This is a genomic window from Microbulbifer rhizosphaerae, assembly GCF_014191725.1.
In the GTDB taxonomy this organism is placed as follows: Bacteria; Pseudomonadota; Gammaproteobacteria; order Pseudomonadales; family Cellvibrionaceae; genus Microbulbifer; species Microbulbifer rhizosphaerae.
On record NZ_JACHWZ010000026.1, the window covers coordinates 40,620 to 61,168 of the forward strand.

The 20,549-nt window shown below is 61.6% G+C and carries 20 protein-coding genes; 8 read left to right on the top strand and 12 right to left on the bottom strand.

Translation table 11 applies throughout. The features are described 5' to 3' along the window. Positions 1-72: 72 nt before the first annotated feature. From FHS09_RS19850 to FHS09_RS19870, 5 genes are all read right to left on the bottom strand, one after another. Positions 73-774, bottom strand: coding sequence for a DUF4194 domain-containing protein (locus FHS09_RS19850; RefSeq protein WP_183463180.1), 702 nt, complete (start codon positions 772-774; stop codon positions 73-75). Beyond that, positions 767-2,194 (bottom strand): Wadjet anti-phage system protein JetA family protein, encoded by a 1,428-nt coding sequence (locus FHS09_RS19855; protein ID WP_183463182.1) that lies wholly within the window; start codon positions 2,192-2,194, stop codon positions 767-769. Before FHS09_RS19855 ends, FHS09_RS19850 begins: the two co-directional genes overlap by 8 nt. A gap of 15 nt (positions 2,195-2,209) precedes the next feature. Next, the gene (locus tag FHS09_RS19860) at positions 2,210-2,398 is read right to left on the bottom strand and encodes a DUF3012 domain-containing protein (protein ID WP_183463184.1); all 189 of its coding nucleotides are present in this window, start codon (positions 2,396-2,398) and stop codon (positions 2,210-2,212) included. 154 nt (positions 2,399-2,552) lie between these two features. Continuing rightward, on the bottom strand, positions 2,553-3,926 hold the full coding sequence (gene cysS / locus FHS09_RS19865; protein ID WP_183463186.1) for a cysteine--tRNA ligase: 1,374 nt from the start codon (positions 3,924-3,926) through the stop codon (positions 2,553-2,555). 132 nt (positions 3,927-4,058) lie between these two features. Next, positions 4,059-5,732 carry a glutamine--tRNA ligase/YqeY domain fusion protein gene (locus FHS09_RS19870; RefSeq protein WP_183463188.1) on the bottom strand — a complete coding sequence of 558 codons (1,674 nt, stop codon included), beginning with the start codon at positions 5,730-5,732 and terminating at the stop codon, positions 4,059-4,061. A gap of 139 nt (positions 5,733-5,871) precedes the next feature. On the opposite strand from FHS09_RS19870, the gene FHS09_RS19875 reads away from it, so the two are divergent. The 3 genes from FHS09_RS19875 (at position 5,872) to FHS09_RS19885 (ending at position 8,478) form a co-directional block, all read left to right on the top strand. Further along, positions 5,872-6,369, top strand: a complete 498-nt coding sequence (locus FHS09_RS19875) for a peptidylprolyl isomerase (RefSeq protein ID WP_183463190.1) — start codon at positions 5,872-5,874, stop codon at positions 6,367-6,369. Positions 6,370-6,492: 123 nt separating this feature from the next. Next, positions 6,493-7,218, top strand: coding sequence for a UDP-2,3-diacylglucosamine diphosphatase (locus FHS09_RS19880; RefSeq protein WP_183463192.1), 726 nt, complete (start codon positions 6,493-6,495; stop codon positions 7,216-7,218). A 132-nt stretch (positions 7,219-7,350) separates the two neighbouring features. Continuing rightward, positions 7,351-8,478, top strand: coding sequence for a saccharopine dehydrogenase NADP-binding domain-containing protein (locus FHS09_RS19885; protein ID WP_183463194.1), 1,128 nt, complete (start codon positions 7,351-7,353; stop codon positions 8,476-8,478). A gap of 127 nt (positions 8,479-8,605) precedes the next feature. Here FHS09_RS19885 and FHS09_RS19890 read toward each other — a convergent pair whose 3' ends face one another. Together FHS09_RS19890 and FHS09_RS19895 are read right to left on the bottom strand one after the other, a co-directional pair. After that, positions 8,606-10,243, bottom strand: coding sequence for a SulP family inorganic anion transporter (locus tag FHS09_RS19890; RefSeq protein WP_183463196.1), 1,638 nt, complete (start codon positions 10,241-10,243; stop codon positions 8,606-8,608). A gap of 7 nt (positions 10,244-10,250) precedes the next feature. Then, entirely contained in the window at positions 10,251-10,913 is a 663-nt protein-coding gene (locus FHS09_RS19895) for a carbonic anhydrase (protein WP_183463198.1), read from the bottom strand. Positions 10,914-11,033: 120 nt separating this feature from the next. On the opposite strand from FHS09_RS19895, the gene FHS09_RS19900 reads away from it, so the two are divergent. Together FHS09_RS19900 and FHS09_RS19905 are read left to right on the top strand one after the other, a co-directional pair. Continuing rightward, positions 11,034-11,978 (top strand): LysR substrate-binding domain-containing protein, encoded by a 945-nt coding sequence (locus FHS09_RS19900; protein WP_183463200.1) that lies wholly within the window; start codon positions 11,034-11,036, stop codon positions 11,976-11,978. Positions 11,979-12,059: 81 nt separating this feature from the next. Continuing rightward, positions 12,060-12,512, top strand: a complete 453-nt coding sequence (locus FHS09_RS19905) for a DUF2269 domain-containing protein (protein ID WP_183463202.1) — start codon at positions 12,060-12,062, stop codon at positions 12,510-12,512. 86 nt (positions 12,513-12,598) lie between these two features. Here the strand turns inward: FHS09_RS19905 and FHS09_RS19910 are convergent, their stop codons facing one another. Then, positions 12,599-13,231, bottom strand: coding sequence for a malonic semialdehyde reductase (locus FHS09_RS19910; protein ID WP_183463204.1), 633 nt, complete (start codon positions 13,229-13,231; stop codon positions 12,599-12,601). An 81-nt stretch (positions 13,232-13,312) separates the two neighbouring features. Between FHS09_RS19910 and FHS09_RS19915 the strand changes: the two genes are divergently transcribed. Further along, positions 13,313-13,573, top strand: a complete 261-nt coding sequence (locus tag FHS09_RS19915; RefSeq protein WP_183463206.1) for a DUF3081 family protein — start codon at positions 13,313-13,315, stop codon at positions 13,571-13,573. 130 nt (positions 13,574-13,703) lie between these two features. On the opposite strand, the gene FHS09_RS19920 is transcribed toward FHS09_RS19915, so the two are convergent. Together FHS09_RS19920 and FHS09_RS19925 are read right to left on the bottom strand one after the other, a co-directional pair. Next, positions 13,704-14,324 (bottom strand): MiaE family protein, encoded by a 621-nt coding sequence (locus FHS09_RS19920; protein ID WP_183463208.1) that lies wholly within the window; start codon positions 14,322-14,324, stop codon positions 13,704-13,706. A 316-nt stretch (positions 14,325-14,640) separates the two neighbouring features. After that, positions 14,641-15,399 (bottom strand): iron-containing redox enzyme family protein, encoded by a 759-nt coding sequence (locus tag FHS09_RS19925; protein ID WP_183463210.1) that lies wholly within the window; start codon positions 15,397-15,399, stop codon positions 14,641-14,643. Positions 15,400-15,582: 183 nt separating this feature from the next. On the opposite strand from FHS09_RS19925, the gene FHS09_RS19930 reads away from it, so the two are divergent. Then, positions 15,583-16,509 (top strand): hypothetical protein, encoded by a 927-nt coding sequence (locus FHS09_RS19930; RefSeq protein WP_183463212.1) that lies wholly within the window; start codon positions 15,583-15,585, stop codon positions 16,507-16,509. A gap of 191 nt (positions 16,510-16,700) precedes the next feature. Here the strand turns inward: FHS09_RS19930 and FHS09_RS19935 are convergent, their stop codons facing one another. Beyond that, positions 16,701-17,156, bottom strand: a complete 456-nt coding sequence (locus FHS09_RS19935) for a DUF1289 domain-containing protein (RefSeq protein WP_183463214.1) — start codon at positions 17,154-17,156, stop codon at positions 16,701-16,703. Between the two features lie 326 nt (positions 17,157-17,482). Here FHS09_RS19935 and acnB point away from each other — a divergent pair, with 326 nt between their 5' ends. Continuing rightward, the gene (gene acnB / locus FHS09_RS19940; RefSeq protein ID WP_183463216.1) at positions 17,483-20,098 is read left to right on the top strand and encodes a bifunctional aconitate hydratase 2/2-methylisocitrate dehydratase; all 2,616 of its coding nucleotides are present in this window, start codon (positions 17,483-17,485) and stop codon (positions 20,096-20,098) included. A 253-nt stretch (positions 20,099-20,351) separates the two neighbouring features. On the opposite strand, the gene FHS09_RS22625 is transcribed toward acnB, so the two are convergent. Next, positions 20,352-20,549, bottom strand: a 198-nt coding sequence (locus FHS09_RS22625; protein ID WP_221192150.1) for a hypothetical protein, incomplete at its 5' end; no start/stop codon positions are given.

Here is a 20,549-nt window from a genome sequence, read left to right on the forward strand (position 1 = left end):
GTAGGAGCCTGCTTGCAGGCGAAAAGATCGGAACTCCGTAGCCTTTCGCCTGCAAGCAGGCTCCTACAACCACTATTCGGACTCGGTGGCAACGAAGAGACTGTGGTCTTCGCTCTCCGGGGTTATGCGCTCTTCCGGTTCTCCGGCTGGCTGGCCGTCGAACAACTGCTGCAACGTCGATTCCGTGACAAAGTGCGCGATGGTCGGGCGCACCCGCAGCCAGGTTTCCGCCAGGGGTTCCGCGTCGTCGCCGGCAAACTGCACCAGGCGCAGCTGGCGCAGTTTCTTTAACAGACTTTTACGCTCCGCCAACTTGTCCGGCAGCGACATCTTCAGCAGGTTGCGCAGGCCCAGTTCCAGTGCCTCGAGGGAGAGGGCTACACAGCCACTGTCGTCCACCTGCCCCTCCCGCAGCGCCTTGTCGTACTCCACCCGCAACACCAGGATCGCCGCCACTTCCCACTGGCTGAGGCGCGCGCGCAGGCCGCCGTGATGGGGTTCCTCCTGGTCCGGCAGGCCCGGCACTTCGGAACCCGGCGGATAGACGCGGATAAACTGGAAGCGGCTGTCGTGCTGCAGGCGCAGCCCCAGCGGCGCCAGCCACTCGCGAATGAGTTGCTCGCAGCGCTGGAAGCGGTCGTAGAGTTGCGCCTCCACCTGGCTCTCCTCCCGGCAGATCACTCCGTAGTCCAGCAGGCGCACCAGTAACTCGGAAAATTCCCCGCGGGTCAGGCGGCACTGGGCCAACGCTTCTTCCAAGGCCTGTTCAATCACTTTCTTTCAACTCTAAAAAGTACTCGTCGAATTGGGCAAAGTAGTCATTGCTCGCGGTCTCCCCAGTAAACTCCACCCGCAGCGCCGCGGCGGAATCCTGGTTGACCGCGGCCGCTTCCAGCGCGTGGCTCATGGCCAGCAGATCCCGCGCGTCTTTTAACGGCAGGTCGCGGCTATTAATACGCCGGCCACTGCCGAGGGCGGTCTGCAGGTAATTCCGCAGATCGCCACCGTTGAAATTGAACGCCTGGTCCAGCAACTGCTGCAGGAGGATATCCCGCTGGTTTTCCTCTGCCAGCGGCACATCTTCCTCCACCAGGGTATTCACCGGCTGGCGGCGGCTGCGCTGCCACAGCTGGGTCTGCCTGGGGTCGAACAGGCGCAGCTGAAATCCACCCAGTTGATCGCCGAGCCGCTCCAGCAATTCCTTTTTTTCCGGCTGCTCACCGAGGCGCTGGCACATATCCGCAAACTCGCCCTCGGACTGACTGTGCAGATAGCTGAGCTGGCGGATAATGATGTCCGCGCGCTTGGTAAAGCCTTGCAGTGCGCGGCGCAGGGCCGGCAATTTTACCTCGCAGGCGCGGCGCATGCGGTCCTCGATGGTGTCCAGCATCAGCCACAGCAGCGAGCGGCCCTCTTCCGCCAGTTCCGGCAGCAGCTGGCGCAGGCGCCGCTCCCACTGCGCCTTGCGCTCCCTGTCTTTGCGACGGATACGCGCGATCACCCGGCCGATGGCGTCCCGGTGCTTTTCCACGCTGTCGGCAGAGAGGCGGATCGCCAGGTCCGGCTGGAAACGACTCTCCATAAAGGAAAAAAATTCATCCGTGGCCTGCTGCACCAGCAGCTGCGCCTCCACCTCGCGCACCAGTTCGCGCTTGCGCTCTTCCAGCTCCGCGATCATATCGGTGAAGTCGGCGACGATGCGCTCGGAATACTCCCAGGCGTCGATCAGGTCGTGCACTTCACCACGGCTGGCAAAGGCTTCCAGGGCATTGAGGGTGTTGCGGGTATTGCGGTGGCGGGTGCGCACGCGGGTACTGTTCACCTCCACCAGCGGCTGGGTAAACAGGCGGCCGCGGCGGCTGAAGGGATAGCTGGCGCTGAGCGTGGCGCTGTCCACCTGCTTTTCCAGCCAGCCGTATTCCACCAGGCTGTTCAGCACCCAGACCGCCTGCTCGCGCAGGTTGCGAAAGCGCCCTTCGGAATCCGGATTATTGTCGTCGGTATCCAGTTGCGGGGCGCGGGTCAGCGCTTCGCTGAAAATCTCCAGGATCTGCTCGCGCGCCAGGGATTCGCCGTAGTCCGCCTTGGCGGTGTACAGGCGCTCGTACAGCAGGCGCAGGCACTCCACCACCTGCTCGCGGTATTTTCCGGTGAGCGGGCGGAAGAAGTGCTGGTAGGCATCCGCGAAAAACAACAGGGCAGGTTCCGCTTATTCTTCTTCGGGCTTCTGGTTGAGCACACAGTACTTGGTGTAGTCACCGGCATCGGTCAGGGTCCAGTCGCCTTTGGGGGTTTCGTCCATTTTGTTGCACCACTTCTCTGAGCCGCGCTTGGGTTCGCAGGCGGTGACGGTTAGTACGGCGATAATGGCGGTCGTGAGGATAAATAGTTTTTTCATTCTGCTATCTGTTGCTTCTTTTGTAGGATGGGCAAAGGAGCGCAGCGACATGCCCATCTTCCCGGGTCTTGATGGGCACGCTGCGCTTTGCCCATCTATGTATCTTTTCCCTCTCCCCTTTGAGGAGAGGGTTAGGGAGAGGGGGGCGCAATAGCTATTCCCGCCGCCACTTGGTGCCTTCGCGGCTGTCTTCCAGAACGACGCCCTTGGCTTTCAACTCCTCGCGGATTTCGTCTGCACGGGCGTAGTTTTTGTCGAGTTTACTCTGCTGGCGCTCGGCGATCAGTTGCTCGATTTCCTGTTCGGAAATCGTCTCCGCTCCCCGGGCCTGCTTGAACCAGGCTTCCGGGTCCTGTTGCAGGACGCCCAGTTGCCGGCCTGCGGCCAGCAATAAGGCTTTCCAACGCGCCTTCCCTGCCGTCTCCGACTTGTTCAGCTCCCTGGCCATCTGATGCAGTTCACCGATGGCCACCGGCGTGTTCAGGTCGTCCTCAAGTGCAGCCATAAATGCAGTGCCCTCAAGGTTCGACTCGTCTACTTTTATGCTTTGCGCCTCGCGCAAAGCACCATAGAGTGAATCGAGGCTGCGCCACGCCTGCTCCAGCAGGTCGGCACTGAAATTCAGTTCCGAGCGATAGTGGGCGGAGAGCAATGCGAAGCGTAGTACTTCGCCCGGGTACTGCTGCAGCAGGTCATTGACCATGCGGAAGTTGCCCAGGGATTTGGACATCTTCTCGCCTTCAATATTGACGTAGCCGTTGTGCATCCAGTAGCGCACGAAATCCACGCCGTTGGCGCAGCAGCTCTGGGCGCGCTCGTTTTCGTGGTGGGGGAAAGTCAAATCGCGGCCGCCGCCGTGAATATCGATGGTGTCCCCCAGGTGTTTCTTGATCATCGCCGAGCACTCCAGGTGCCAGCCGGGGCGGCCGCGGCCCCAGGGGCTGTCCCAGCCGGGCTCGTCATCTTTCGAGGGTTTCCACAGCACGAAGTCGCCGGCGTATTTCTTGTAGGGGGCCACTTCGACGCGGGCGCCGGCGAGCATGTCGTCCAGCGAACGCTTGGAGAGCTTGCCGTAGCCGTCCATGGATTCCACCGCGAAGAGCACGTGGCCCTCGGCCGCGTAGGCGTGGCCTTTCTCGACCAGCCGCTCGATCATGGCGATCATTTCCGGCAGGTGTTCGGTGGCGTAGGGGGTGACGTCCGGCTCCAGGTTATTGAGCGCGGCCATATCCTCGAAATAGGCCTGGGCAAAGCGCGTGGAGAGCACACCGATCTCCTCGCCGTTGTCCCGCGCGGCCTTCATGATCTTGTCGTCGATATCGGTAATATTGCGCGCGTAGACCACGTCGCTGAAACGGTTTTTCAACAGCCGGTAGAGGGTATCGAACACCACCACCGGGCGGGCGTTGCCGATATGCACGCGGTTGTACACGGTGGGGCCGCAGACGTACATGCGCACCCGGTCTTCCAGCAATGGCTTGAAGATTTCCTTTTTCCCGGAGAGGGTGTTGTAGAGCTGTAGAGGCATTGATTTCGATAACTATTTTTTGTGAATTCACTGCGCGTCGAGTGCGATAAATCTGGATTCCGGCCTTCGCCGGAATGACGATATTTAATTTTCGTCATGCCGGCGCAGGCCGGCATCCAGTACCCGGCCTCGCTACTTATCTTGTTCCTTGGCCCAACTGTCCCGCAGGCCAATGGTGCGGTTGAACACCGGCTTTTCCACAGTGCCGTATTTGCTGTCGCGGCAGAAGTAGCCATTGCGTTCGAACTGGTAGCTTTGTTCCGGCTCGGCATTCGCCAGGCCGATCTCAGCCTTGCAGCCGCTGAGGATTTCCAGGTTGTCCGGGTTGACGAAGTCCAGGAAATTCTTGTCCCCAGCATCCGGCGCCGGATCGCTGAACAGGCGGTCGTAGAGTCGCACTTCACAGTCGACATTTTTTTCCGCGGAGACCCAGTGAATCACGCCCTTGGGCTTGACGCCATCCGCCGGATCTTTGCCCAGGGTATCCCGGTCCACAGAGCAGCGCAGTTCGACGATTTCGCCGTTGGCATCCTTCACCACTTCGTCCGCGTGGATTACATAGGCGTTGCGCAGACGCACTTTCTTGCCCAGTACCAGGCGCTTGTACTTTTTGTTGGCCTCTTCGCGGAAGTCCTCCCGCTCGATATAGAGGGTGCGGGTAAACGGCAGCACCCGCGCCGGGAGATCCTCGCGCACCGGGTGGCCGGGGGCGTTGAGGTTTTCCTCCTCGCCTTCCGGATAGTTGGTGAGGGTAACCTTGAGCGGGTCCATCACGCACATGGCGCGGGGGGCGTTCTTGTCCAGGTCATCGCGGATGGCATACTCCAGCATGCCCAGGTCCACCACCGAGTCGGAACGGGTCACGCCGATCATCTCGCAGAAATTGCGGATCGCCGCCGGCGGTACGCCGCGGCGACGCATGCCGGACAGGGTGGGCATGCGCGGATCGTCCCAGCCGTCCACGTGCTTTTCGTCCACCAATTGCTTGAGCTTGCGCTTGGAGACCACCGTGTAATTCAGGTTCAGGCGCGCAAATTCATACTGGCGCGGGTGTGCCGGCACCGGCAGGTTCTCCAGGAACCAGTCGTACAGCGGCCTGTGGTCCTCGAACTCCAGGGTGCAGATCGAGTGGCTGATGCCCTCCATGGCGTCCGACTGGCCGTGGGCGAAGTCGTAGCTGGGGTAGATGCACCACTTGTCGCCGGTCTGGTGATGGGCCATCTTCTTGATGCGGTAGATGATCGGGTCGCGCAGGTTGATATTGGGCGCGGCCATATCGATCCTGGCGCGCAGGCTGCACTCGCCCTCTTTCATCTCGCCATTCTTCATCTGCTCGAACAGCGCCAGGTTCTCCTCCACGGAGCGGTCCCGGTAGGGGCTGTTTTTACCCGGCTCGGTCAGGGTGCCGCGGTAGGCGCGGGCCTCCTCCGGCGACAGGTGGCAGACGTAGGCCTTGCCTTCCTTTATCAGGTGCAGCGCCCAGTCGTACAACTGATCGAAGTAGTCCGAAGTGTATTTGGCTTCGCCGGCCCATTGAAAGCCCAGCCAGGACACGTCCCGCTTGATGGATTCGACGTACTCCTCCTCCTCCTTGGCGGGGTTGGTGTCGTCGAAGCGCAGGTTGCAGCTGCCACCGAATTCCTGCGCCAGGCCGAAGTTCAGGCAGATGGACTTGGCGTGGCCGATATGCAGGTAGCCGTTGGGCTCGGGCGGAAAGCGCGTGACCACCTCGGATACCCGGCCCCCGGCCAGGTCTTCGCGGATAATGTTCTGTAAAAAGTGAGCCGGCTTGCTCTCGGATGTCATAGATGTCTCGATTACAGCTGTGCAATGTAAGCGGCGGATTATAGCGCAGTTGAGTCTCAGAACATCGGTTTTGCGGAACGGCGTCCTAAGGTATGATGCCGGCCGCAATTTACCTAACCAGCCACTCACAGGATGTTTTATGATCACCCTGCACACCACCTATGGCGATATCGTCGTTGAACTGGATTTCGACAAGGCCCCGAAAACCGCCGCCAACTTCCTGCAGTACTGCCGCGAAGACTTCTACACCGGCACGATTTTTCACCGGGTGATCGACAACTTTATGGTCCAGGCCGGCGGCATGACTCCGGATATGGAGCAAAAGCCCACCCGCGACACTATCGAAAACGAGGCGGACAACGGTCTCAAAAACGATACCGGCACCCTGGCCATGGCGCGCACCATGGAGCCGCACTCTGCCAGCTCCCAGTTTTTCATCAACGTCAACGACAACGACTTCCTCAACTTCCGCAGCAAGGACTCTCAGGGCTGGGGCTACTGCGTATTCGGCAAGGTGGTAGAGGGTATGGACGTGGTCAACAAGATCAAGGGCGTGCCGACCGGCAGTAAGGGCTTCCACCAGGATGTGCCGGTGGAGACCATCGAAATCACCGGTGTGACTATCACCGAGGACTGACCCGGGAGCGCGGAGCTCCAGCTCCGCAAGCGGGCCAAAGGCCCGCCATTCAACAATGCGGAGCTGGGGCCTTCAGCGCTCAAAGGCAAACAGCTCCGCGGTCCCGGCAAAGGGAGCAAACAAGTGACCAGCTACCTGATCTCCGATCTGCACCTAGACGAGAGCCGCCCGCAGGTAACCCGGGCCTTCTTCGACTTCCTGCGCGGCCCCGCCGCCGGCGCCGGGGCCCTGTATATCCTCGGTGATTTCTTCGAAGTGTGGATTGGCGACGACGACGACGCCCCGCTGGCCGCGGAAGTGGCCGCCGAGTTGAGCGCCTACAGCGGCACCGGCGCCGAGCTGTACCTGATGCACGGCAACCGGGATTTCCTGATCGGCGAGGACTTCGCCCACCGCGCCGGCGCTATCCTGCTGCCGGACCCCACCGCAGTCACCCTGGCCGGGCGGAGCGTCCTGCTGATGCATGGCGACAGCCTCTGCACCCGCGACAGCGAATATATGACCTTCCGCCAGCAAGCCCGCGATCCCAACTGGCAGCGGGAGCTGCTGGCCAAGCCCCTCGAGGAGCGGCGCGCTATCGCCGCGCAGTTGCGCGCGGTATCCAAGTCCATGAACAGCCGCAAGGCGGAAGACATCATGGACGTGACCCCGGAGGAAGTGGAGAGAGTGATGCGCGAACAGGGCGTGCGCACCCTGATCCACGGCCACACCCACAGGCCCGCACGCCACGCGATCACCATGGACGGCGAAGCCGCCGAGCGCATCGTGCTCGGCGACTGGGGAGACCTGGGCTGGTGCGTGAAGGCCGACGGGGATTCGCTTGAACTGATCCACTGGCCCATAGCATGATTGCCGATTAGGACACCGCAGCCGCCCGCGACGCGGACGAGCGCCAGGGATGGAACGAATCACCGCCGAGCCCAGCCAGGCATCGGGCCGGAGACCCGCCCTGGAGAAATAACGGATCAGAGAACCGCTGACGTGAAGAACCTGAAAAAACGCGTACTGATCCTCGGCGGCTACGGCACCTTCGGCTCCCGTATCGCCCGGTTGCTCAGCAGCGACAGCGAACTGCAACTGATCATAGCCGGGCACGACAAGTTCAAGGCAGACCTCTGCGCCTCCCAGTTCCCCAATTTCGCCGAGGGCCTGCGCCTGGAGCGCGACGCGGTCAACCTGGCCGCACAGCTCAAGGCCCTGCACCTGGACCTGTTGATTCACTGTGCCGGCCCCTTCCAGCATCAGGACTACCGCGTAGCCCGGGCCTGTATCGAAGCCCGCACCCCCTATATCGATATCGCCGACGGGCGCCGCTTCGTATGCGATTTCCAGCGCCTCTCCCCCGCCGCCGAGGGCGCGGGTGTGCCGCTGGTCTCCGGCGCCAGCAGCCTGCCGGCGCTCAGTTCGGCGGTATTGAAGGAACTGCAGGACAAGTTCGCCGAACTGGACTCAGTGGATATCAGCATCGCCCCCGCGCACCGTATCGAGCGCGGGCTGGCCACGGTGCGCGCCGGATTCGAGTCCCTGGGCAACAGCTTTCCCCAACTGCAGGATGGCCAGTGGCGCGAGACCTACGCCGGCAATCACCTGCGCCGGCACAGGCTGGCCCACCCGGTGGGTGAACGCTGGCTGTGCGACTTCGACGTGCCGGACCTGGAACTCTGGCCCCGCGCCCTCCCCGGCCTGAAAAATGCCCGCTTTGCCACCGGCGTCGAGCCGCGCGCACTGCAACTGGGCCTGGTCCTGTGCGCACAGCTGGCCCGGCAGCCGCTACCGTTCAACAAACTGCAACTGTCGAGACTCGGCTACCGGCTCGCCGCGCACTGGCCCGGCGGCAGCGGCCACGGCGGTATGCTGATCCACCTGGGCGGCATAGACCGGAACGGCCAGCCGTTGGGTTACCGCTGGCAGGCCCTCGGCCTGAACGGTGACGGGCCCTGGATTCCCGCGGCACCGGCGGCGGCGATGGCCAGGAAAATACTGCGCGGCGAGTGGAACCGGGCGGGGGCGCAGGCCTGCTGGCAGCTGCTCAACCTGGACGAAATCCTGCGCGAACTGACCCGCTTCTCGGTGGTGACTGCTGTGGAAAGGCTGGAACCGGATAGCTGAGCCTTGAACCTACCTGTAGGAGCGGGCCATGCCCGCGATCGGCGGTGGTTGAATTCCACATTGATCGCGGGCATGGCCCGCTCCTACAAGGGGCGCTTATGCCATTCGAACCACCGGATGCACCGGCTCAGGCTCCCGCCGGCAGCCAGTCGCCGCCGCTCTCGCTTTCCCGCTGCCGCAGAGCTCCGTCCCCCACCCGCAGGGCCTCGCTGCGATCGTGGAACTGGCCGTCCCCGGGCAGCCCCCCGTTCAGGTTGGCGAGTACGGAGCGTACCTCCTCATTCATGCCCGCGAGATACAGCTGCCGGCCGCTGCTCCGGGCATCCGCGACGATAGTCTCCACCGCCAGCGCAGCGGACAGGTCCAGGAACGGCACCGAGGAGAAATCCAGGATCAGAATCCGGGAGCCCGGCTCGCTGTGCTCGCGCACGTGGTGACCGAGATCGGCGGCGGCACCGAAGCTCAGGGGGCCGCTGAACTCGAACAGCGCAATGGCCTCGCGATTGCACTCGAGAATAGCCTTGTCCTCCGGGGAGTCCAGATGCTCCGGCAGGTGACGCAGGCCGGCAATCTGCAACTGGGCCATCTGCTTCACGAACGCCAGGGCAGCCAGCACCACACCGGCGGCCACCGCGGTGATCAGGTCCACGAAAATGGTCAGCACCAGTACCAGTGCCATCAGGATCAAGTCCCATCGCGGGCCCTGGTGGGCGCGCTTCAGGTAACTCCAGTCGATGATATCCAGGCCGACTTTCACCAGGATGCCTGCCAGCACCGCCATCGGGATATTCGCCGCGAGCGGGCCCAGGCCCAGAGCCACCGCCAACAGCACCAGGGCATGAATCATCCCCGACAGGCGGCTGCACCCACCGGAGCGGATGTTGACCACGGTACGCATGGTGGCGCCGGCCCCGGCGATACCGCCGACCAGACCGGCCGCGGTATTGCCGAGCCCCTGCCCGATCAGTTCCCGGTTGCTGTGGTGCCGCTCGCGGGTCATGTTGTCGGCAACCAGTGACGTGAGCAGGCTGTCGAGAGAACCGAGCACCGCGAGAATGACCGCCGCTTCCACCACCAGGAACACCTTGTCGCCATTGAATACCGGCAGGTGCAGCTCCGGCAGGCCGGTCGGAATATTACCGAGCACGGGCACCTCAAACGCGAAGTAAGCCACCAGGGTACCGGCGATCAGGGCCGCCAGCGGCGCCGGCAGGTAGCGGCCGAAACGGGCGGGCCAGCTGTACACCATCGCCAGGGTGCCCAGGCCGAGGAGCAGGTTTACCAGATGGACGTCCGACAGCGCTGTGGGCAGGAAACCGAGGGCCCCGAGGGTCCCGCTGGGTGAGTCGTGACCCAGCAGCGGGTTGAGCTGCAGGATAATGATGATGACGCCAATACCGGTCATAAAGCCCGAGATCACCGGGTAAGGCACCAGCCGAATGTAGTGGCCGAGGCCAAACAGGCCGAATGCCACCTGGATAAGGCCCGCGAGAATCACCGCGGTGAAAATCAGCGCAGCGTCGCCGGAGAGGCTGGCAAAGAGACCGGCCAGAACCACCACCATGGGCCCGGTGGGGCCGGAGATCTGCGGACCGGTACCGCCGAACAGGGCGGCAAAAAAGCCGACCGCGATGGCGCCGTAGATACCGGCCATGGGGCCGAGCCCCGAGGCCACCCCCAGCGCCAGGGCCAGGGGCAGCGCCACCACACCGGCGGTGACGCCGCCGGTGATGTCGCCCCGCAACGTAGATAGATCGAACTTCATCTCAGCCTTACTCCTCGACTGCCTCCATTGAACGGGCCCCGAATGCGGCCCGATATTCCTCGTCCATGGGTTTGAAGCCACCGGACTGCCCGTGGTAATAGAGCACTTCTCCGCTGGCGATGTTGTACAGCCAGCCGTGCAGCTCGATGCGGCCGTTGGCCAGGCCGGTGGCAACCGCAGGGTGTGTGCGCAAGTGCTGCAATTGCTGTACCACGTTCTCGCAGGTCACCTCCTCCAGGTGATCTTTGCTCAGGCCGCCCCGCCGCCCGCGCACCACCTCGGTGGCGGAGCGGCAGTGGCCCAGCCATTCCTTCACATGGGGCAGGCCCTCCAGCTTTTCCGGCTCGATGGCGCCCTTCATCGCACCGCAATCGGTGTGGCCGCAGACCACGATATGGGAGACGCCGAGGGCGGCCACCGCAAACTCGATGGACGCCGTCATGCCGCCGGTCTGGCTGCTGTGGGGCGGCACCACGTTGCCGGCATTGCGGCAGATAAACAGCTCCCCCGGCTCCGTCTGGGTCACCAGGTTGGGATCGATACGGGAATCCGCACAGGTGATAAACAGCACCTCCGGATTCTGGCCGTTTGCCAGTTTGGCAAATCGCTCTTTCTTCGCCGGATAGACCTCTTTCTGAAACTTGGCCACCCCGGATATCACGTGCTCCATGGAAACTCCTTTTGCGAACCTACCGAACAATTGTGGCAATCATTATTTATTGATAGCTCAATAGGATGAAATACCATTTAATGATAACTTTTTATTATCATATAACCGCCGGAGGATCCCGTGGCTTCCAATCGACAGGCGCCGACGATCAAGCAGTTGGAGTACTTTACAGCCATCGCCGGGCAGTCCAGCTATCGCCGCGCAGCGGAGGAACTAGGGGTCAGCCAACCGGCTCTGACCACCCAGATTGCAGCGCTGGAAAGCGCGCTCGGCCTCTCCCTGTTTGAGCGCTCCCGCGCCGGCACCCTACTCACGCCGGAGGGCCGCGAGCTGCTGGATCAGGCGCGCCAGATGCTGCTCGCAATGCGGGAATTCAGGGAAAACGCCCAGGTGCTCGCCCAGGGGTACCAGACCACTTACAAACTGGGCGTGCCACCCACCGTCGGCCCCTACCTGCTGCCCAACGTTCTGCCCGAGCTACACGCCCGCTACCACGCGCTGAAACTCTACGTACGGGAGGGTCCTCCGCGACTGCTCCAGCGGGGCCTGGTGGAGGGCGCATACGACCTGGCGATCGTGCCGCTGCCGGTGGACGTGGAGGGGTTGGCGGTGGAGCCGCTGTTTACCGAACCCCTCAAATTTGTGGTTCCGGCGGACCACCGCCTCGCGGGGAAACCCCAGGTTATGCCCTCGCAACTGCGCGGGGAGAAGGTGCTCACGCTGGAGGAGCAGCACCACTTCCACCACCAGGTACAGGAAATCTGCGAGGACCTGGGAGCGCAGCTGCAGCGGGACTACGAGGGCACCAGCCTGGACACCCTGCGGCAAATGGTGGTGATGGGGCTCGGGGTGGCTTTCCTGCCCGGGCTCTACGTGCACTCCGAAATGCATAATCCCGAAGCGCTCCATGTGAGCGAACTCAAGGCCAAGCCCATTCTCCGCCAACACGGGCTGGTGTGGCGCGCCAGCGCGCCGGGACGGCGGTTCTACCGGGAGCTCGCGGCCCATACACGGGAGATCATACGCCGGCGGCTGGGTGACGTGGTCACGGTCGACAGTCCGTGAGTGGGCGAAGGTTCGGCGCGGACGTTGATGTTGCCCCGGGCAATTGTGGTAATTTGAGTGCGAAATTCACCGCGGTGCCCCATGTCCATCTACCTGCTGCTGAAAACCCTGCATGTCATCAGCGCCATTGTCGTGCTCGGCACCGGCGTCGGTATCGCCTGGTATACGCTGCGCGGCTGGCTTTCCGGAGACCGGCAGGTATTCCGCTGGATCAGCCGCGAAACGGTGACCGCAGACTGGGTATTTACCACCAGCGCTATCGTTATGCTGCTCGGCAGCGCCGCCGGAATGCTGTCCATCTACCCCGCCTGGTTGCAGCAATCCTGGCTAAAAGTCGCCATGACCCTGACAGTGCTGGTTTTCCTGCTGTGGTTGCCGGTGATGGTTTTGCAATATCGCCTGAGAATACACGCCCAAAAGTCCAGTGACCTCGAAGTCCACCGGGTGATGAAACTCTGGTGCGCACTCGGCGCCGCTGCATTTCCGCTGATGATTGCCATTGTTTTTCTGATGGTGGCAAAACCGCATTTTTGATGTGGATACTCTGCTTCAAATCAACTTCTCATCGACTCGTCATACCGGCGCCGAAACGACGAAATTGCGTTCGCCCCTGCGATTTGTCAGATGACTTTGCAGACGTCGTCGAAATCGAACCGCGGGCTGCGCGGGTGCAACATTACCGGATCGCCGTAGCCCAGGTTGCACAGGAAATTCGATTTGATATGGCTGTCCGGGGAGTGCTCCTGCTGGAATGCCCTGTCCTCGCAGGGTTCGCTGAAGAATTCCTTGTCCACCGCGGTGTTGTCGAAACCGGACATGGGTCCGCAATCCAGTCCCACCGCGCGCGCGGCGAGAATGAAGTAACCGCCCTGCAGGGAGGCGTTGCGGAACGCCGTGGCGGCCGCCAGTTCGGAGTTGTCCACGAACCAGTCCCGCGCCGGCGCGTGGGGGAACAGTTTCGGCAGGTAGTCGTAAAACTTCATATCGTGAGCGATGATCGCGGTTACCGGCGCGGCCATGGTCTTATCCACGTTGCCCTCATTCAGCGCCGGCTTGAGGCGCTCCTTGGCCTCCTTGCTGCGTAGAAACAAGACCCGCACCGGGCAGCAGTTGGCACTGGTGGGCCCCATTTTCATCAGGTCGTACAGCTGCCGGAGCGTCTCATCGCTCACCGGCTTGTCGAGCCAGTGGCTGTGGGTGCGCGCCTCGGTAAAGAGCTGCTTCAGGGACTCGCTGGAAATGCTCTCACCCATGGTCTGCTCCTTGTGTGGGATTGCCGGTATCGAATAGATACTATAGCGTGGTATCAGCTACTTCCGACAACGGGCGAAGACGTGGACCAAGAGCACAAAATCGACGTCAAACAGGCATTGCGCGTGTTTGACAAGATCACCAGAAAAGGCGTGAAAGAGGGAGACGGCTGGCACTACAGCGGCCTGACCGCAAGTACCGATTTCGACGGCTATACGGTTTTTATCAGTTCATCAAAGGTGCAGCTGACCATTTTCTTTCACAACAAATATACGGTCGATTACGCCAACGCGGCGGAGCTTGAGGAATTCGTCAATCTGCTGGAGAAAATCGAGCGCAGTTAGGCCACATACCGTTGAGTCAGACCACTTTTTATAGGAGCTTGCTTGCAAGCGAACAGCTACGGAGCACTGGTCTTTTCGCCCGCAAGCAGGCTCCTACAGGGTGCCAAGTCTTAACCCAACTGTATTGAAACTAGGCCCCGGCGGGCACGCCGCTGTGGAAGCGGAACTGGCCGTCCGCCCCCTCGACCAATTGCCGCTCCACCTCCAGCAACTGCCGCACCCGGGGCTCTATATCCTCCTCGCTGGCCTTCTTCGCCAGGGCCAGGTAATCGCGAAAATGTCGCGCCTCGGATTTCAGCAGCGACAGGTAGAACTTCTGCAGCTCCTCGTCCAGATGCGGCGCGATGCGCGCAAAGCGTTCGCAGGAGCGGGCCTCGATAATCGCGCCGCAGATCAGCGTATCCACCAGCCGCCCCGGCTCCGCGCTGCGCACCTGCTCGCGCAGGCCGGCGGCGTAGCGGGAGGCGCTGATATGGGGATAGGCGATGCCGCGCTTTTTCATAATTGCCAGCACCTGCTCGAAGTGGCGCAGTTCCTCGCGAGCCAGGCGCGACATCTTGCTGAGCAGGTCGAAGTTGTCGAGGTAGCGGAACATCAGGTTCAACGCCGTTCCCGCCGCCTTTTTCTCGCAGTTGGCGTGGTCCACCAGCATCAATTCCGGCGACTCCAGCGCGGCCCGCACCCAGGCATCCGGCGTGGGGCACAACAGAAAATCGTGAATGGCGGAGAGATCGGGGACCGGAGCGTTCATGGGCGGTACTGTGTCCTGTATGGTACTAAATAGTGATACCAGCGGGCCGCTAAGCGGCCAGATGCAAGGCGCACTTGCGCCGGCGTAGTCATTCTACGTCAAGCAAGTGCAACGCCGCAGATGGCTGCTTAGCGGCCCGCCCGAAGGGAGCTCCCCCTCTTCACCAATCGAGAGGGCCCACAGCCGTGTTGCAGCTCTTGAAAATGGAATGACCATTCCCTGCGAGCTGCGCCTAACTGTGAACAACCTGGGGGGCTCTGGTATCACTATTTAGTACCATACAGGACACTAGCAGTTGTCTGATTCGAGCGCGGGATTATAACGACGACGCCCGCGGATTTGCAGCGCCGCCGTCGGACTTCACCAAGCCACAGGCTTCGGCCACTTCATCGCGATAGGCCTGCCAGCCGTGCAATACCTTCCCCATCCACTGCAGCACCCGCGGGCGGGCGCCCTCCTCCACAAAATCCAGCATCAGGTGCCAGGCGACCTTGCGGTGGCCCCGCTCCACTTGGCGGTGCACCCGCGCCAGGACCAGGTTCTCGATCGGCAGCCCGTAGTGTTTCACCAGCGGGTGCTGGGACAGCGGCAGTTGCGGGCGCCGGGGCGCACCGGGCTCCAGTTCACCGCGCTCGTACTGGGTGCCCTGGATAAAAATTGTGGTCACCGCCGCCGCCACCTCCCAGCCGTGACCGCTGACGGCCTCATCCAGCAGCGCGCGAAACTCCGCCGCCTTCGGCAGCAGCTTCACCCGCCTGAAGCGATCCAGGTTCATTCCCAGGCCGCGGGGATACTGCAGGAACAGCTCCGGATGCGGCCTGCCGCCGCTCAGGCCGCCGGTCTCCTCCTCGTAGAGATCTTCCGCCAGTTCCTGTCGCACCTTGGCCACCGGACACTGCACATAGGCGCGGCCGATCATTACCGGAAGATCGCGCACATAGACCGCGTACTCCTGCTCCAGATGGATATGCAACCGCTCCTTCAACACCAGCCCACCGGCAAACGCCGGACAGGCCCAATGCACCTTGCGCTCCATCACCCGCAGCAGTCCCTCTCGAAATTCGCTTCGGTTCATATGGAGAATGGTAGGAAGATCGGGGCACCGGCACTAATCGGCCTGCTGCGCTTATCCACCCTACTAATCCCCTACCCTGATGACTTCTGGTTGTACTCCGAAACCTGACCCTGATTAAATTCCAAATTGATAACGGTTTATTAAGTGGTTTAATATTGCAGGAAGTACATGGGAGATTTCCAGATGGGCGAACAGCAAAAGCTGGCTCGGCGCATTCCGCCATTGCTCGACAAACTGCATGCCAGCGCCGACGAACTCCGCAACGCGTTGGAACAGTTGCAGGATTCACCCAGGCCCTGGCAGCACTACCTGTTACAGCCGGTTTTCGCCCGCAATGCCGCCGAACTGCTGGGCGGTACTTTCGAAAAACCCTTCGCCCTCGCTGGCGCCCTCTACGCCCAACTGGACTACTGCGATTCCGCGGGCACTCCCGGCGACGCCCGCGCCACCCTGCAGATTCCCGGCCTGCTCTGCGTGCCCGCGCCGGTTATCGAACTCGCGCAACAGCTGAATATGGACAAAGACGCCTTCTTCAAAGCCGTGGCTGAATTCAAGGCCGCACTGGCTGAACGCCCCGCCCCGGAACGGGACCGCCAGTTGCGCGACCTGCTCTCAACCGCCGGCCACCCCCGCGCCCATCTGCGCCAGTGCTACCGCCAGGTGCTGCTCTGCCCCGAGCGGCCCCAGGCCATCGCACTGAGTTGGATCAAAGCGCGCAAGTCGATCCGCAAGGTATCGGTGGAATGGTGCGAGAGAAAACTGGTGCAGCTGGACCCCCAGGGGGCGGACCCGGGCATCCAGTACCAGCGGCAATTGCTGGCGGGGCTGCACCGGAACCAGCACGGCGACCTGCGCCAAGTGCAGGTGCAGAGCCGCCCCAATCTGCAGGTGGCGGAAATTTTTCGCGACAAAAGTGGCGAAACCTATCGCCAAGTGGGCTACGCGGCCATGCCGGTTCTGGTACTGGGGGATGAAAGCAGCCAGCTGCCGGAATTTACCCGGGTGGATCACCAGCCGGCGGTGAGCCTGCGCCGGCAGCGGCGGGATTTGGCGTTGTCCCGCGAGCCGTTTCTGGCGGCGTTGCGGGTGTATTTGCGCGAGGCCGGCTAGCGCGTCACTGTAGGAGTGGCCGTTGGCCGCGATTGGTATCAGACAAGGACGGAAGACGAGATGCAAAAAGGCCACTGATCGCAGGGTTGCCCGCCCTCAACTACGAAATGACGCCCATCGCGGCCAACGGCCGCTTCTCCTACATAGATAAGGATATTTGTTGTTGTGTAAGCAACGGGAAATTCCGGGAATCAGGCTTTCTGCAACCCGGGGGCCACATAGCGCTGGTAGTAGGCCCCCGATAGCGCATAAAAATCCTCGTCGATACGCCGGCGCAGCTCCGTCAGCGGCACACCCCGGGCCTGGGCTGTGGGGCGCAGGCCGTAGTCCGCCGGGTTGTCGATCTGGCTGGCGCCGGCGCGCAGCAGTTCGAACACCCAACAGTAGGGATTCTGGTCCGCATTGAAGGCGATCTGCTGATGGCGCAACTGCGCCAGCAGCACCCGATCATCCACAATCTCCAACTGGCTGCGCACCGCATTGGCCAGGTAACCCTCGCGACGCTCGGCGATAATCCGCCGCTGCTCCTCGGAATAGGCATTCCAGTGGATCACCTCGTGAGCAAAGCGCTTGCAGCCACGGCACACATCGTCGCCGATGCCGGTGGAACAAACGCCGATACAGGGAGTGCGGACTTTTTTGTACATCGAATAATCAAGCCGGTCTGCGCTGGTATCAACCAGTCTGAAATCGGGTGGGGATAATCTTGCCCGGTAGACTATTTTGTTTGGATTCCGAAAGAAAGCCACCGCCCATAAAACGACCATTATTCACCAAACAAATAATCGAAATTCGCGTAAGTTATTGATTTTTCAATAAACTTAACAGCAATTCGGCTTTACTGTAGAATTCGCCACCCCCGCCTCCAGCGGCCGCGAACACAACGCGAACACAAAGAGCCCCGCCAATTCAGCAGTTGCCCGGGGTATCCGCCAGCTGTTGGTGCCACTCCATATACCAAGAGGACTTATCCGTGCTTGAAGCCTATCGCAAACACGTCGCCGAACGCGCCGAACAGGGTATTCCACCCAAGCCTCTAGATGCCGAACAAGTGGCCGGGCTGGTAGAGCTGTTGAAGAATCCCCCCGCCGGCGAGGAACAGGAGCTGGTCGAACTGCTCACCCACCGCGTGCCGCCGGGCGTGGACGAAGCCGCTTACGTCAAAGCCGGTTTCCTGTCCGCCATCGTCAAGGGCGAGGCCCAGTCCCCGCTGATCGACCGCGAACACGCCACCAAGCTGCTGGGCCAGATGCTGGGCGGCTACAACATCGTCACGCTGGTGGAATTGCTCGACGACAAAGACCTGGGCGAGCTGGCCGCAGAACAGCTGAAAGGCACCCTGCTGATGTTCGACGCCTTCCACGATGTGGAAGAGAAAGCCAAGGCGGGCAACGCCTATGCCAAGGCGGTGATCGAATCCTGGGCCGAGGGCGAGTGGTTCACCAAGCGCAACAAAGTGCCCGAGAGCATCAAAGTGGCCGTATTCAAGGTCACCGGCGAAACCAACACCGACGACCTCTCCCCCGCCCCCGACGCCTGGTCCCGCCCCGACATTCCGCTGCACGCGCTGGCCATGTACAAAATGCAGCGCGATGGCCTGGAACCAGAAGAACCCGGCGTAAAAGGCCCACTCAAGCAAATTGAAGAAGTGAAAGCCAAGGGCCTTCCGGTTGCCTTTGTCGGCGACGTGGTCGGCACCGGCTCCTCGCGCAAGTCCGCCACCAACTCCGTGCTCTGGTACTTCGGCGAAGAAATGCCCGGTGTGCCCAACAAGAAGTCCGGCGGCATCTGTATCGGCAGCAAAGTGGCCCCCATCTTCTACAACACCATGGAAGACGCTGGCGCACTGGTGTTCGAAGCGCCAGTCGATGACCTGAATATGGGCGACGTGATCGAGATCCGCCCCTACGAAGGCAAGATCCTCTCCGAAGACGGCAAAGTGCTGTCCGAGTTCGAACTGAAATCCCAGGTACTGCTGGACGAAGTGCAGGCCGGTGGCCGCATCAACCTGATTATCGGCCGCGGCCTCACCACCAAGGCCCGCGAATCCCTCGGCCTGGAGCCGTCCGACCTGTTCCGCAAACCGGAACAACCGGCGGAAAGCGACAAGGGCTACACCCTCGCGCAAAAAATGGTCGGCCGCGCCTGCGGCGTCGAAGGCATCCGCCCCGGCACCTACTGCGAACCGAAGATGACTACTGTGGGTTCCCAGGATACCACCGGCCCCATGACCCGCGACGAGCTGAAAGACCTGGCCTGCCTGGGCTTCTCCACCGACCTGGTGATGCAGTCCTTCTGCCACACCGCCGCCTATCCCAAGCCGGTGGATATCGACACCCAGCATAAACTGCCGGACTTCATTATGAACCGCGGCGGCGTCTCCCTGCGCCCGGCGGACGGCATCATTCATAGCTGGCTGAACCGCATGCTGCTGCCCGACACCGTGGGCACCGGCGGCGACTCACACACCCGCTTCCCGATGGGCATTTCCTTCCCGGCCGGCTCCGGCCTCGTCGCCTTCGCCGCTGCCACTGGCGTGATGCCGCTGGATATGCCGGAATCCGTACTGGTGCGCTTCAAGGGCGAAATGCAGCCCGGCATCACTCTGCGCGACCTGGTGCATGCGATCCCCTACTACGGCATCAAGCAGGGCCTGCTGACTGTAGAGAAGAAAGGCAAGAAGAACGCCTTCTCCGGCCGCATCCTCGAGATCGAGGGCCTGGACAACCTGACCGTCGAACAGGCATTTGAGCTGTCCGACGCCTCCGCCGAGCGCTCCGCCGCCGGCTGTACCATCAAGCTGTCTGAAGAAACCATCGCCGAGTACCTGCGCTCCAACATCACCCTGCTGCGCTGGATGATCGCCGAGGGTTACGGCTCCGCCCGCACCCTGGAGCGCCGCGCGCGCGCCATGGAAGAGTGGCTGGAAAACCCGCAACTGATGGAAGCCGACAAGGACGCCGAGTACGCGGAAATTGTCGAGATCGACCTGGCCGAGATCAAAGAACCGATTGTCTGCGCCCCCAACGACCCGGACGACGCGCGCCTGCTGTCCGAAGTCGCCGGCGACAAGGTCGACGAAGTCTTCCTCGGTTCCTGCATGACCAACATCGGCCACTTCCGCGCCGCCGGCAAACTGCTCGACCAGCACAAGGGCAGCATCCCTACCCGCATGTGGATCGCCCCGCCCACCAAAATGGACGAGCACCAGCTGATGGAAGAAGGCTACTACAACATCTACGGCGCCGCCGGCGCCCGCACCGAAATGCCCGGCTGCTCCCTGTGCATGGGCAACCAGGCGCGGGTGGCCGCAGGGTCCACCGTACTCTCCACCTCCACCCGCAACTTCCCCAACCGCCTGGGCGACGGTGCCAACGTCTACCTCACCTCCGCGGAACTCGCCTCCGTGGGCGCCATCCTCGGCAAACTGCCCACCCCGGCCGAGTACCAGGCCTATGCGAAAAACATCAACGCCATGGCCGGGGAAATCTACCGCTACCTGAACTTCGATCAGATCGAGGAATTCCAGAAATCTGCTGAGGAAGGCAAGCGGATTGCGGCAACAGAGATTCAGGATATTGCGGTTTAAGGGATAGCCCTGTCTCCGACTGAAAAGCCCTGCCCTTATCGGCGGGGCTTTTTTATGTCGGCTACAAAAGTAAAAAGATCAAAAAATAATCAGATTGGCCGGATTCATGAGCCAGTGGCTCTTGAATACCGGAGGATTGCCTGTAACTCATTGACTTTTAAGGGGTTCACAATATGATCAAGAGCCATGTCGGCTTCTGAATTAACAAGCCACAGACTCGTTTTTCATCGCACACAATGTGATAGCTGCCTCCCTATCTTATTGATTTAACAGGATTTCCCGGGGAAAAAGCCAAAAGGGGGTCGCGGTGAACAAGAGCCAAGGTGATATAGAGCCAATGGCTCATGAATAAAACTGTTATGGCGGCTTGTTCGTAAAGGAAAAAAGCAAAATTTATGGCGTAAAGTGCTGTGCAAGTAGCCAGCAATTCGGCATCAAAGCCAGTGCCAAC